This is a genomic window from Collimonas fungivorans (genome assembly GCF_001584145.1).
In the GTDB taxonomy this organism is placed as follows: Bacteria; Pseudomonadota; Gammaproteobacteria; order Burkholderiales; family Burkholderiaceae_D; genus Collimonas; species Collimonas fungivorans.
Genome location: NZ_CP013232.1, coordinates 3,437,765 through 3,451,461, shown reverse-complemented (window position 1 = coordinate 3,451,461; position 13,697 = coordinate 3,437,765). Strand labels below are relative to the sequence as shown.

Below are 13,697 nucleotides of genomic sequence, written 5' to 3'. Positions count from 1 at the left end.
AAGCCGTCAATTCAACGCTGTTTGAGCGCTGTTTGGGGATTCATAGCGGTCGTTTGGCGCAGCGCAGCGGCGGTAACAACATCAGGAGTTACCCCTTGCAGCCATTTTTTTCTGGCCTCACCGTACCGGCCATCCTCGCGCTAGCAGATGGGACGATTTTCCAAGGTATTTCAATTGGCGCTGCCGGTCATACGACTGGCGAGGTCGTATTCAATACCGCCATGACCGGCTACCAGGAAATCCTTACCGATCCAAGCTACAGCCGCCAGATCGTCACCCTTACTTATTCGCATATCGGCAATACCGGCGTCAATGAAGAGGATATCGAGTCTTCGCAAATCCACGCCGCCGGCCTCATCATCCGCGACCTGCCGCGCCTGGTGTCGAATTTCCGCTCCACCAAAACCCTGGATGCTTACCTGCAAGAGTCGAACATCGTCGCCATCGCCGGCATCGATACCCGCAAGCTGACGCGCATCTTGCGTGAAAAGGGCGCGCAGGGCGGCGCCATCGTCGCCGGCGAGCAGGACATCGCTGCCGCTACCGCCAAGGCGCTGGAACTGGCGCGTGGTTTTCCCGGCCTGGCCGGCATGGACCTGGCCAAGGTGGTGTCGACTACCAAGGCCTACAGCTGGAGCGAGACCGAATGGCGCCTGGGCCGCGGCTACGACCAGCAGATCACCCCAAAATATCACGTGGTGGCGTTTGACTACGGCGTCAAGTTCAACATCCTGCGCATGCTGGCGCAGCGCGGCTGCAAGATCACGGTGCTGCCGGCGCAAGCCTCGGCCGCCGACGCGCTGGCGCTCAATCCGGACGGGATTTTCCTGTCCAATGGCCCTGGCGACCCTGAACCTTGCGACTACGCGATTGCCGCCACCAAGGAGCTGATCGAGCGCGGCGTGCCGACTTTCGGCATCTGCCTCGGCCACCAGATCATGGCGCTGGCTTCCGGCGCCAAGACGCTGAAGATGAAGTTCGGCCACCACGGCGCCAATCATCCGGTGCAGGACCTGGACAGCAAGCAAGTGCTGATCACTTCGCAAAACCACGGTTTTGCCGTCGATGGCGCGACCCTGCCGGCCAACTGCCGCGTCACACACGTTTCCTTGTTCGACGGTTCGCTGCAGGGTTTTGCCCGCACCGACAAGCCGGCGTTCTGCTTCCAGGGCCACCCGGAAGCGTCGCCCGGCCCGCATGACATCGCCCCCTTGTTCGATCGTTTCATTCAATTGATGAATCAAACGATGTTGGAGAAAAATAAAAATGCCTAAGCGTAGTGATTTAAAAAGTATCCTGATCATCGGCGCCGGCCCGATCATCATCGGCCAGGCTTGCGAGTTCGACTATTCCGGCGCGCAGGCTTGCAAGGCGCTGCGCGAAGAGGGTTACAAGGTAATCCTGGTCAACAGCAATCCTGCGACCATCATGACCGATCCGGAAATGGCCGATGTGACCTACATCGAGCCGATCACCTGGCAAGCAGTGGAGCGCATCATCGCCAAGGAAAAGCCGGACGCGATCCTGCCGACCATGGGCGGCCAGACCGCGCTGAACTGCGCGCTGGACCTGCATCGCCACGGCATCCTGGAAAAATACCAGGTCGAGCTGATCGGCGCTTCGCCGGAAGCCATCGACAAGGCGGAAGACCGTTCCAAGTTCAAGGCAGCGATGACCAAGATCGGCCTTGGTTCGGCCCGTTCCGGCGTTGCCCACACCATGGAAGAATCGTGGGGCGTGCAGAAAGAGCTCGGCTTCCCGGTCATCATCCGTCCTTCGTTCACCATGGGCGGCACCGGCGGCGGCATCGCCTACAACGCGGAAGAATTCGAAACCATCTGCAAGCGCGGCCTGGAAGCCTCGCCGACCAAGGAACTGCTGATCGAAGAATCGCTGATCGGCTGGAAAGAGTACGAGATGGAAGTGGTGCGCGACAAGGCGGACAACTGCATCATCGTCTGCTCGATCGAAAACCTGGATCCGATGGGCGTGCATACCGGCGACTCGATCACGGTAGCGCCGGCGCAGACCCTGACCGACAAGGAATACCAGATCATGCGTAACGCCTCGCTGGCGGTGCTGCGTGAAATCGGCGTCGACACCGGCGGTTCCAACGTGCAGTTCTCGGTCAACCCGGCCGACGGCCGCATGATCGTGATTGAAATGAATCCGCGCGTATCGCGTTCTTCGGCGCTGGCGTCGAAGGCGACCGGTTTCCCGATAGCCAAGATCGCGGCCAAGCTGGCCGTGGGTTTCACGCTGGACGAACTGCGCAACGAAATCACCGGCGGCGCCACCCCTGCATCGTTCGAGCCTTCGATCGATTACGTGGTCACCAAGATTCCGCGTTTTGCGTTTGAAAAATTCCCGACCGCCGATAACCACCTGACCACCCAGATGAAATCGGTGGGCGAAGTGATGGCGATCGGCCGCACCTTCCAGGAATCGTTCCAGAAAGCCTTGCGCGGCCTCGAAGTCGGCGTCGACGGCATGAACGAAAAGACCCAGGACCGCGAAGTCATCGAAGAAGAACTCGGCGAGCCGGGCCCGGACCGCATCTGGTACGTGGGTGACGCCTTCGCTCAGGGCTTCACGCTGGAAGAAGTGCATCAGCTGACCCATATCGATCCGTGGTTCCTGTCGCAGATCAAGGAAATCGTCGATATCGAACTGTGGCTGGAAAACAGCCAGACGCTGGAAGCGCTGGACCGCGACACGCTGTTCCGCCTCAAGCAAAAGGGCTTTGGCGACCGCCGCCTGGCTAAGCTGCTGAAGACTACCGATACCGACGTGCGCAAGAAACGCCTGGCCTTGAACATCCGTCCGGTCTACAAGCGGGTCGACACCTGCGCCGGCGAATTCTCGACCAACACCGCTTACATGTACTCGACCTACGAGGAAGAGTGCGAATCGAACCCGACCAACAAGAAGAAGATCATGGTGCTGGGCGGCGGTCCTAACCGTATCGGCCAGGGCATCGAATTCGATTATTGCTGCGTCCACGCGGCGCTGGCGATGCGCGAAGACGGCTACGAGACCATCATGGTCAACTGCAATCCGGAAACCGTATCGACCGACTACGACACCTCGGACCGCCTGTATTTCGAGCCGGTGACGCTGGAAGACGTGCTGGAAATCGTCGACAAGGAAAAGCCGTACGGCGTGATCGTGCAGTACGGCGGCCAGACTCCGCTGAAGCTGGCGCTCGACCTGGAAGCCAACGGCGTGCCTATCGTCGGCACCTCGCCGGACATGATCGACGCCGCCGAAGACCGCGAGCGTTTCCAGAAACTGCTGCACGACCTGAACCTGCGCCAGCCGCCGAATCGCACCGCGCGCACCGAAGAAGATGCATTGCGCCTGGCGCAGGAAATCGGCTATCCGCTGGTAGTGCGTCCTTCCTACGTATTGGGTGGCCGCGCGATGGAAATCGTCCACGAGCAGCGTGACCTCGAGCGCTACATGCGCGAAGCGGTCAAGGTATCGCACGATTCGCCGGTGCTGCTGGACCGCTTCCTGAACGACGCTATCGAAGTCGACGTCGACTGCCTGTCCGACGGCGATCGCACCTTCATCGGCGGCGTCATGGAGCATATCGAGCAGGCCGGCGTGCACTCCGGCGATTCTGCTTGTTCGCTGCCGCCTTATTCGCTGTCGCAGGCAACTATCGAAGAGATCAAGCGCCAGACCTCGCTGATGGCCAAGGGCTTGAATGTAGTCGGCCTGATGAACGTGCAGTTTGCGATTCAGCAGATCGACGGCCAGGATGTAGTGTTCGTGCTGGAAGTCAATCCGCGCGCTTCGCGCACCGTGCCGTTCGTTTCCAAGGCAACCGGCCTGCAGCTGGCCAAGATCGCGGCCCGCTGCATGGTCGGCCAGTCGCTCGACAGCCAGGGCATCAAGAATGAAGTGGTGCCGAAGTATTTCAGCGTCAAGGAAGCGGTATTCCCGTTCGTCAAATTCCCGGGCGTCGATACCATCCTCGGACCGGAAATGAAATCCACCGGCGAAGTGATGGGCGTCGGCAAGACCTTCGGCGAAGCGTTCGTCAAGTCGCAACTGGGCGCCGGCATCAAGCTGCCGAAGTCGGGCAAGGTGTTCCTCAGCGTCAAGGGCAGCGACAAGCCGCGCGCGGTGCAAGTCGCCAAGGACCTGGTGGCGATCGGCTTCTCGGTGGTGGCGACCAAGGGCACGGCAGCGGCCATCAGCGCTGCCGGCATCCCGGTGGAAACCGTCAACAAGGTAGTGGAGGGGCGTCCGCACGTGGTCGACATGATCAAGAACAATGAAATTTCATTGGTGATCAATACCGTCGAAGAAAAACGCAGCGCTATCGTCGATTCGCGGGCGATCCGTACGTCGGCGCTGGCGGCCCACGCCACCACCTACACCACGATTGCCGGCGCAGAGGCCGCGGTCGAAGGCATGCGCCATTTGGACGAGTTGCACGTCTATGATTTACAAGGGCTGCATAAAACCTTACACTAAGGTCAGATCAGGATGCGTCTAGGCGCATCCTGAATCGCTTCCGGGCTGCAATCGCATGCCTGGCAGCCGCCGAAACGTACAATTCAGCTACAGAAGTTCCTGCGGAGGTCATAAGCGCACCCTTTTTTCGGTACGTTTTTGACCTCCGTGACCTTTTGTTGTGTGCGTGATAAACCCTATTTATATTTGTTGAATACCATCCTATGAGCTCAGTACCTCTTACCAAGCATGGCGCACAATTGTTGAAAGATGAGTTGCATCGTTTGAAAACCAAAGAGCGCCAGGCCGTCATCAGCGCCATCGCGGAAGCGCGCGCACATGGCGATCTTTCGGAAAACGCGGATTATGATGCGGCGAAAGAGCGGCAAGCTTTTGTCGAGGGCCGGATTGCCGACCTGGAAGGGAAACTGGGCGCCGCGCAGGTTATCGACCCGGCAACCCTGGATGCGGACGGGCGCGTGGTGTTTGCTTCCACGGTCGATCTGGAAGACCTGGAGTCGGGCGACAAGGTCACTTATCAAATCGTCGGCACCGACGAAGCCGACCTCAAACTGTCCAAGGTTTCCGTCACTTCGCCGATTGCCCGCGCGCTGATCGGCAAGACCGCCGGCGACGTGGTCGGCGTGCAGGCGCCATCCGGCATCCGTGAATACGAGATACTGGAAGTCCGTTACATATAAGTGCAGTGTTTCGCACATAATGAAACTTCATAAACGGTGTCTTCTCGCGCCAGGCGTTGTTGCAAATCCTCGCGATAGCACCACTATCGCTCCGGTGTGCGCCTAGCCTGACACAAAAATACACCATTTCTGAAGCTCCATTACGTACGAAACACTACACGGCAGTCTGGCAGGGCAGGCGTACGGCGCTTGCCGTTTGAATGGAAAACCGGGAGTGGCAATGCTTGTAGTAAGACTCAGACTGTTGATCGCCACTTTGTGGGTGGGCAGCTTGTGGACGGTGGGTTACCTGGTTGCGCCGACCCTGTTCGCCACCTTGGCCGACCGCATGCTGGCCGGCACCATCGCCGGCAGCGTGTTCAGGATCGAGGCGTGGCTGTCCGTGGCCTGCGGAATAGCCTTGATCATGTTATTCAGCTACCGCACCCACGACGATGCGGCGCCGCTGCGCAAGACCTTGCTGCGGCTGGCGCTGGCCATGCTGGTGTGTACTCTGGTCGGTTATTTCGGCATCCAGCCGTTCATGGCTGATTTGCGGGAAGCGGCCGTCGGCGGTGTCATGAGCGCCGATGCAAAGACTCGCTTTGGCATCTTGCATGGTGTCGCCAGCGGCATCTACCTGATCCAGAGCTTGCTGGGAGTGGGGCTTATTTTACGTTTGCGCAGTTTGCGCTAGGCAGGATGGCCGCCCCACGCAAACTGCAGTACCTGCCGAAGCGGCGGACATTAACGGCCCAAGGCTGATTTCTTGCTGCTTTTCTGGCGCGGTTTGGCGCGCTTGATGTTGCCGCCCTGGGTCACGCGCTCATTGCCTTTTACCATGACCTTGGTCACCGATGGCCGCTTGGTGCCGCTCGGGCTCGGCTTGACGATGGTGACTTCGCGCATGCCCTTGCCGCGGGTTTCGCTGCGTTCCTTGGCTGCGTCTTTTTGCGGACGGTACAGGACCAGCAGCTTGCCGATATGCTGCACCGGCGCGGCGCCGAGTTTTTCGCAAATAGTTTCGTAGATGGCAATCCGTGCCTCGCGATCATCACCGAATACACGCACTTTAATCAGGCCGTGCGCATTCAGGCTTAAATCGATCTCTTTCATCAGGGACGGCTTCAAGCCATCTTCGCTGATCAGGACCACAGGATCCAGACCGTGGGCCTGGGAACGGAGCTCGCTACGCTCGGCGGATGTAAGTTTCAACATAAAAATTCCTTAAAAACGGTATTCTACGCGAATGGCAAAGAAGAAATTAAACAAAAACTGGCTGCACGACCACATTAACGATCCTTACGTGAAGCTGGCGCAGAAAGAAGGCTATCGTGCACGGGCCGCTTACAAGCTGAAAGAAATCGATGAGCTGGACAAGCTGATCAAGCCTGGCCAGATCATCGTCGACCTCGGGTCGACTCCGGGCAGCTGGTCGCAATACGCCCGCAACAAGCTGTCCGGCCAGGACGGCGGCGGCATCCATGGCATGATCATCGGCCTCGACATCCTGCCGATGGAGCCGATTGCCGACGTCCATTTCATCCAGGGCGACTTCCGCGAGGCAGACAGCCTGCGCCAGCTGGAGCGCCTGCTGGAGGGGCGCAAGGTGGACCTGGTGTTGTCGGACATGGCGCCCAACCTGTCCGGCATCGCCATCTCCGATGCGGCGCGGGTCGAGGAAATTATCGATTTGGCAATTGAATTTGCGCAGCAGCACATGAAACCCGGCGGCGCCTTGCTGGCGAAATGTTTCAACGGCACCGGCTACAATGAGGTGTTGATGAAATTCCGCCAGGAATTCAAAACCGTGGCTTCCCGGAAGCCCAAAGCCAGCCGCGACAAGTCCTCGGAAATCTTCTTGCTTGGCAAAATATTGAAAAATCCGCGCTAAATAGCAAATTTTCCTTGATTTATCGTGGGTACGGCCACATATCCTGCCTAGCAAGCCGTATCTATTCCGAGTAAAATCTAAGGAATACCTCGAAGTTGTACCTCGAAGCTGTACCTAAAAATAGGCGCGCAGCGCGTCCAAGGAGTTCTAGTGAACAACATGTTTTCCAAAGCCGCCATCTGGGTGGTCATCGCCCTGGTGCTTTTCACCGTATTCAAGCAGTTCGACGGCCGCGGACTGGCCAGCGGCGCGGGACCGATAGCCTATTCCGATCTCATCACTGAAATCCGGGCCGGGCATATCACCGATGCGACGATTGAAGGCGGCAACATTGTCGCCAGCACTTCGGACGGCAAGAAAGTGAAAACCGCCATTACGGCGCTGGATCGCGGCCTGATCGGCGACTTGGTCAACAACAACGTCAAATTCGAAGTGAAGCAGCCGGAAGAACCATCGTTCCTGCAGCAGATATTCATTTCCTGGTTCCCGATGATCCTGTTGCTCGGGGTCTGGATCTTCTTCATGCGACAGATGCAGGGCGGCGGCAAGGGCGGGGCGTTCTCGTTCGGCAAGTCGAAGGCGCGCATGCTGGACGAAAACAGCAATTCGGTCACCTTTGCCGACGTCGCCGGCTGCGATGAAGCCAAGGAGGAAGTCTCCGAACTGGTCGATTTCCTGCGCGATCCTACCAAATTCCAGAAACTCGGCGGCCGCATTCCGCATGGCGTGCTGATGGTCGGTCCTCCGGGTACCGGCAAGACCTTGCTGGCGCGGGCGATTGCCGGCGAAGCCAAAGTGCCGTTTTTCACCATTTCCGGTTCCGATTTCGTTGAAATGTTTGTCGGCGTCGGCGCATCGCGTGTGCGCGACATGTTCGAAAACGCCAAGAAGCATGCTCCGTGCATTATCTTCATCGATGAAATCGATGCAGTCGGTCGCCATCGCGGCGCCGGCATGGGCGGCGGCAATGATGAGCGCGAGCAGACGCTGAACCAGATGCTGGTCGAGATGGACGGCTTCGAAGCCAATTCCGGGGTCATCGTGATCGCCGCCACCAACCGTTCCGACGTGCTGGACAAAGCCTTGCTGCGTCCGGGCCGTTTCGACCGCCAGGTGGTGGTCGGCCTGCCGGATATCCGCGGCCGCGAACAGATCTTGAACGTTCATATGCGCAAGGTGCCGATTTCGACCGACGTCAAGGCCGATATCCTGGCCCGTGGAACGCCTGGTTTCTCGGGCGCCGACTTGGCCAACCTGGTCAATGAAGCCGCCTTGTTTGCCGCCCGCCGCGCCAAGCGCCTGGTCGAGATGCAGGATTTCGAAGATGCCAAGGACAAGATCGTCATGGGTCCTGAGCGCAAGTCTGCCGTGATGCGCGAGGAAGAGCGCCGCAATACGGCGTATCACGAATCGGGCCATGCGGTGGTAGCCAAGCTGCTGCCGAAGGCCGATCCGGTGCACAAGGTCACCATCATGCCGCGCGGTTTCGCGCTGGGCCTGACCTGGCAATTGCCGGAGCATGACCGCGTCAACATGTACAAGGACAAGATGCTGGAAGAAATCGCCATCTTGTTCGGTGGCCGGATCTCGGAAGAGATCTTCATGCACCAGATGTCGACCGGCGCTTCCAATGACTTCGAGCGCGCGACCAAGCTGGCGCGGGCTATGGTGACCCGTTACGGCATGTCCGAGACCCTGGGCACCATGGTCTACGAAGATACCGAGCAGGATGCGTATTTCGGCCGCATGTCGGCCAAGACCGTGTCGGAAGCCACCCAGCAGAAAGTCGACGCCGAGATCCGCAGCATCCTCGACCAGCAATACGCCTTGTCGCGCCGCCTGCTGGAAGAAAACAAGGACAAGGTCGAAGCGATGACCAAGGCCCTGCTGGACTGGGAAACCATCGACGCCGACCAGATCAACGACATCATGGAAGGCCTGGAGCCGCGCCTGCCGAAAGCCGGCAGCTCGGTGCGCAAAGCGCCCGGCGACAATCCGTCCGGCGGTGTTTCGCCGAACGCCACCGCGCCGGCCTGATCCGGCCCGGAGCGCCTCTGGCGTCGCAGCTTGTGAAATAACTGTCAGCAAGGGTGAGGAGCAATCCTCGCCCTTTTTGCTTATTTTCTTGCCTTTCTTTCGTGCCTTTCGCGCCCTCAATTTAACTTCCCATATGCAACAATATTTTCAATGCGGCCGCTACCGGCTGCCGGTCAACACGCCGCAGGCGCGGCCGTTGGTGATGGGCATACTCAACATCACCCCTGATTCGTTTTCCGACGGCGGACAGTTCCATTCCCTCGAATTCGCCTTGTCGCACGCGGAGCAGATGATCGCCGACGGCGTCGACATCATCGACATCGGCGGCGAATCGAGCCGTCCCGGCAGCCCCGCGCTGTCGCTGGAAGAAGAGCTGGATCGCGTCATGCCGGCCATCTACGCCCTGCGCGATTGCGGCAAGCCGCTTTCCATCGACACCTACAAACCAGCCGTGATGCGCGAAGCGCTCGCCGCCGGCGCCGACCTGATCAACGATATCAACGGTTTTCGTGCAGCAGGCGCCCTCGAAGCAGTGAGCGACAGCGATTGCGGCTTGTGCGTCATGCACATGCAGGCCGACCCGCAAACCATGCAGGTCAAGCCCGAATACCAGGACGTGGTGGCCGAAGTCAGCGCCTTCCTGCAGGAGCGGGTAACCGCGCTGGAACAGGCCGGGATAGGCAGGAATCGCATCAGCATCGATCCAGGCTTTGGTTTTGGCAAGACCTTGGCGCATAATGTTGCATTGTTGCAAAGCATGGGAGATATTCAACGCACCCTGGACCTGCCTTTGCTGGCAGGAATGTCGCGTAAAACCATGCTCGGCGAGCTGACCGGCAAAGCGCTCGAGCGGCGCCTTGCCGGCAGCCTGGCGGCGGCTTTGGCGGCGGTTTCCCAGGGTGCTAAGATAGTCCGGGTGCATGATGTGGCCGAGACGGTGGACGCGCTCAAGGTATGGCAGGCGGCGCAGCGAAAAAAATTATAACGATTGAAATGCATGTGACTGAAGGTTGAGATGACAAGAAAATATTTTGGTACCGATGGTGTGCGCGGCCGTGTCGGCGTAGCGCCGATTACGCCGGATTTTGTAATGAAGCTGGGTTACGCTGCCGGTAAAGTGCTGGCCCAGGCCAAATCGGGCGGGGGCAAACCGACCGTACTGATAGGCAAAGATACCCGAGTCTCCGGCTATATGCTGGAAGCCGCGCTAGAGGCGGGTTTTGCCGCCGCCGGCGTCGACGTGATGCTGGCCGGTCCTATGCCGACGCCGGCGATCGCCTACCTGACGCGAGCGTTGCGCTTGTCGGCGGGGGTGGTGATTTCGGCCTCGCATAACCCGTATGAAGACAACGGCATCAAATTTTTCTCGGCGCAGGGCAACAAGCTGCCGGATGCGGTGGAAACCGCGATCGAAGATGCCCTGGAGTTGCCGATGGCTTGTGTCGCCTCCGACAAGCTGGGCAAGGCGCGGCGCCTGGATGACGCAGCCGGGCGCTACATCGAATTCTGTAAAAGCACTTTCCCCAACGAGCTCGATTTGCGCGGACTGACCATCGTGGTCGACAGCGCCCACGGCGCGGCCTACCACATCGCGCCGCACGTATTCCACGAGCTGGGGGCGGAAGTCATTTCCATCGGCAACCAGCCTAACGGCTTCAACATCAACGCCGGCTACGGCGCCACCGCGCCGGATGCGCTGGCGCTGGCGGTGCGCTCCAACCGGGCGGACATCGGCATCGCGCTGGACGGCGACGCCGACCGCCTGCTGATGGTGGATGCCCGCGGCCGCATCTATAATGGCGATGAGCTGCTGTATGTGATGGTCAAGGACCGCATGAAGATCGGGCCTGTCAAAGGCGCGGTCGGCACCCTGATGACCAACATGGCGCTGGAAGTGGCGTTCCGCCAGATGGGCGTCGAGTTTGCGCGCGCCAAGGTGGGCGACCGTTACGTGCTGGAAGTGATGAAAGAGCGCGGCTGGATCCTGGGCGGCGAGGGTTCGGGCCATCTGCTGTGCCTGGACAAGCATACGACCGGCGACGGCATCGTGTCGGCCTTGCAGGTGCTGTCGGCATTGAAGCGCGACGGTGAGACGCTGGCGCAGCTGACTGCCGATATCACGCTCTATCCGCAAACCCTGGTCAACGTCAAGGTGAGCGCAGGTTTCGACTGGCAGAAGAATCCGGCGATGGTGGCGGAGACCGAAGCGGTCGAGCGAGAGCTCGGCGACAACGGCCGCGTGCTGATCCGGGCCTCGGGCACCGAACCGCTGATCCGTGTCATGGTCGAGGCCAAGGATGCCGACCTGGCGCAAGCGATGGCGCGCCGGATTGCAGCTAAAGTGAATTCCTGATTATCGACTTCTACTGAATAGAGTTAACTGCCGATGTCGAAATATCAAACCCACATCTTGATCGTCGAAGACGAACCCGGCATCGCCGAGCTGTTGCGGTTCACGCTCGATGACGCCGGTTTTTCCTGCGAGATTGCCTATAGCGCCAGCGAAGCGCGGCAGGCGATCGTCGGTGTCTTGCCCAAGGCCGTGCTGCTGGACTGGATGCTGCCGGATACTTCCGGCCTGGCGTTGCTGCAGGAATGGCGTAGCCAGCCGCGCAGCGCCACTCTGCCGGTGATCATGCTGACGGCCAAGGGGATGGATGAGGACAAGGTGCGCGGCCTCAATGCCGGCGCCGACGATTATGTCACCAAGCCGTTTTCGCCCAAGGAACTGATTGCCCGTATCCAGGCGCTGTTACGGCGCAAGGTGCCGGAACTTGGGCAAAGCCTGCTTAGCCATGGCTTGATCCAGATCGATACCGATCGCTACCAGGTCACGGTCGACAGCCAGGAAATCGAGCTGGACCAGGCCGAGTTCAAGTTGCTGCGTTTTCTGGTGGCGCACCCGGACCGGATTTTTTCGCGCGCGCAGCTGCTCGATAAAGTCTGGGGCGACCATACTTTCATCGAGGAGCGCACTGTCGACGTGCATATCATGCGCCTGCGCAAATCGCTTGGCCTCGCAGCCGATTATGTCAAGACCGTGCGCGGCGTCGGCTATAAGCTCAACGCCGAGCCGACGGCGTGACAAGAGCCAAACCCGGACCCAAACCCGGAGCCGTCGCCAGCAGCCGCAGCGCACGCAAATTCTGGGTGCCGGCGCTGCTCTGGTTTGGCCTGCTGTCACTGGTTGCGGTAGCGGTGGCTGCGGTTGGCGGCGCCATCGCCGGCCTGTTGTTCTTCAGCTTGTCGCTGACGGGTTTGCTGTTCCTGCAGATGTGGTCGCTGTACCAGATCGAACGCTGGATGGATACCCCGGTCGGCGGCCGCCGGCCCAAGACCTGGGGCTTGTGGGCGCACGCGTTTGCGGCGCTGGAAGACATCCGCCTGGAGGACGAGCGTTCGCGCGCCGATATGGCGGAATGGCTGGCGCGCTTCCGGCAAGCCATGAGCCTGCTGCCGGACGGCGTGGTGATTGTCGACGGCGTGATGCACCTGGAGTGGTGCAATCCCGCAGCGCAAGCCCACCTGGGGCTGGACCTGACGCGCGACGAAGGACGTTTGCTGACCAACCTGATACGCTCTCCCGATTTTGTCGATTACATGTTGTCGGGGCGTTTCGAGCAGCCCCTGCCGTTCATGCATCACGACCGCAAGATCCTGGTGCAACTGATTTCATTCGAAAGCCGGCGCCAGATCCTGGTCACCCACGATGTCACGCAAAACGAAAAAATGGATACCATGCGGCGCGACTTCATCGCCAATGCATCGCACGAGCTGCGCACGCCGCTGACAGTCATCAACGGCTTCCTCGAACATGCGCTGAGCAGCGAGATGAGCGAGGAAACCCGGCAGCGCCAGCTGCACCTGATGGCGGAGCAAGGGCAGCGCATGCAAAGGCTGGTGGCCGACATGCTGACCCTGACCCGGCTCGAGTCGCTGGTGCAGCCGCCGTCCAGCGACGCGGTGCGCATCAAGCCTCTGCTGAATCGTCTGGTGGAAGAGGCCAGGGCGCTGTCCGGCGGCAAGCACAACATTACTTTGCAGGTGCAGGAGGTCGACCTGAAAGGCAATCACGATGAGCTGGAAAGTGCATTTGCCAACCTGCTTTCGAACGCGGTCCGGTATACCCCGGACGGTGGCCGCATCGATGTCAGCTGGGGCATGGAAGGCGAATGCGCCAGCCTGACCGTGGCCGACGATGGCATCGGCATCGCAGCCGAACATCTGAGCCGGCTTACCGAACGTTTCTACCGCGTCGACAAAACCCGGTCGCGCGCCACGCAGGGAACCGGCCTCGGCCTGGCGATCGTGAAGCATGTCCTGCTGCGCCACCGCGGCCGCCTCGAAATCACTTCCGAGTATGGCAAGGGCAGCCGTTTTAAAGTAAGTTTCCAGCGCGCGCAACTGACATTGCGACAGGACTGATTTTTTTTATAAATGATTTCGGCATGGCGATTTTTGCGTGGCGTCGCCGGTTCTTTTTATTGATTTGCTGATGTTTTAAGCAGAATGAAAAACAGGGTAAGATTTTTGCCGGAATATGCGTTTTTCTCTCGCATATTTTTCCAAATTCTGGTCTAATCCGTCTCTCAAGTTTTTCAGCAGATAAGCTTTTGGCG

The 13,697-nt window shown here is 59.6% G+C and carries 11 protein-coding genes; 10 read left to right on the top strand and 1 reads right to left on the bottom strand.

Going from position 1 to position 13,697, the window contains the following annotated elements:
• Positions 1-95 precede the first annotated feature (95 nt).
• From carA to CFter6_RS14715, 4 genes are all read left to right on the top strand, one after another.
• The gene (carA, locus tag CFter6_RS14730; protein ID WP_061540573.1) at positions 96-1,274 is read left to right on the top strand and encodes a glutamine-hydrolyzing carbamoyl-phosphate synthase small subunit; all 1,179 of its coding nucleotides are present in this window, start codon (positions 96-98) and stop codon (positions 1,272-1,274) included.
• Positions 1,267-4,488: a carbamoyl-phosphate synthase large subunit gene (gene carB, locus CFter6_RS14725; protein ID WP_061540572.1), complete on the top strand. Its 3,222-nt coding sequence runs from the start codon at positions 1,267-1,269 to the stop codon at positions 4,486-4,488. Before carA ends, carB begins: the two co-directional genes overlap by 8 nt.
• Before the next feature lie 203 nt (positions 4,489-4,691).
• Complete coding sequence (gene greA, locus CFter6_RS14720; RefSeq protein ID WP_061540571.1) at positions 4,692-5,168, top strand: transcription elongation factor GreA; 477 nt, start codon at positions 4,692-4,694, stop codon at positions 5,166-5,168.
• Between the two features lie 220 nt (positions 5,169-5,388).
• Positions 5,389-5,844 carry a DUF4149 domain-containing protein gene (locus CFter6_RS14715; RefSeq protein WP_061540570.1) on the top strand — a complete coding sequence of 152 codons (456 nt, stop codon included), beginning with the start codon at positions 5,389-5,391 and terminating at the stop codon, positions 5,842-5,844.
• Positions 5,845-5,894: 50 nt separating this feature from the next.
• On the opposite strand, the gene CFter6_RS14710 is transcribed toward CFter6_RS14715, so the two are convergent.
• On the bottom strand, positions 5,895-6,365 hold the full coding sequence (locus tag CFter6_RS14710) for a YhbY family RNA-binding protein (protein WP_061540569.1): 471 nt from the start codon (positions 6,363-6,365) through the stop codon (positions 5,895-5,897).
• 31 nt (positions 6,366-6,396) lie between these two features.
• Between CFter6_RS14710 and CFter6_RS14705 the strand changes: the two genes are divergently transcribed.
• The 6 genes from CFter6_RS14705 (at position 6,397) to phoR (ending at position 13,503) form a co-directional block, all read left to right on the top strand.
• Positions 6,397-7,041, top strand: coding sequence for an RlmE family RNA methyltransferase (locus CFter6_RS14705; protein ID WP_061540568.1), 645 nt, complete (start codon positions 6,397-6,399; stop codon positions 7,039-7,041).
• 150 nt (positions 7,042-7,191) lie between these two features.
• A complete protein-coding gene (gene ftsH, locus CFter6_RS14700) occupies positions 7,192-9,078 on the top strand; it encodes an ATP-dependent zinc metalloprotease FtsH (protein WP_061540567.1) in 1,887 nt (628 codons plus the stop codon).
• Between the two features lie 133 nt (positions 9,079-9,211).
• Positions 9,212-10,063, top strand: coding sequence for a dihydropteroate synthase (gene folP, locus CFter6_RS14695; protein ID WP_061540566.1), 852 nt, complete (start codon positions 9,212-9,214; stop codon positions 10,061-10,063).
• A 30-nt stretch (positions 10,064-10,093) separates the two neighbouring features.
• A complete protein-coding gene (glmM, locus tag CFter6_RS14690; RefSeq protein ID WP_061540565.1) occupies positions 10,094-11,431 on the top strand; it encodes a phosphoglucosamine mutase in 1,338 nt (445 codons plus the stop codon).
• A gap of 33 nt (positions 11,432-11,464) precedes the next feature.
• On the top strand, positions 11,465-12,163 hold the full coding sequence (locus CFter6_RS14685) for a winged helix-turn-helix domain-containing protein (protein WP_061540564.1): 699 nt from the start codon (positions 11,465-11,467) through the stop codon (positions 12,161-12,163).
• A complete protein-coding gene (gene phoR / locus CFter6_RS14680) occupies positions 12,160-13,503 on the top strand; it encodes a phosphate regulon sensor histidine kinase PhoR (protein WP_082814798.1) in 1,344 nt (447 codons plus the stop codon). The genes CFter6_RS14685 and phoR overlap by 4 nt, the downstream gene beginning before the upstream one ends.
• Positions 13,504-13,697: the final 194 nt, after the last annotated feature.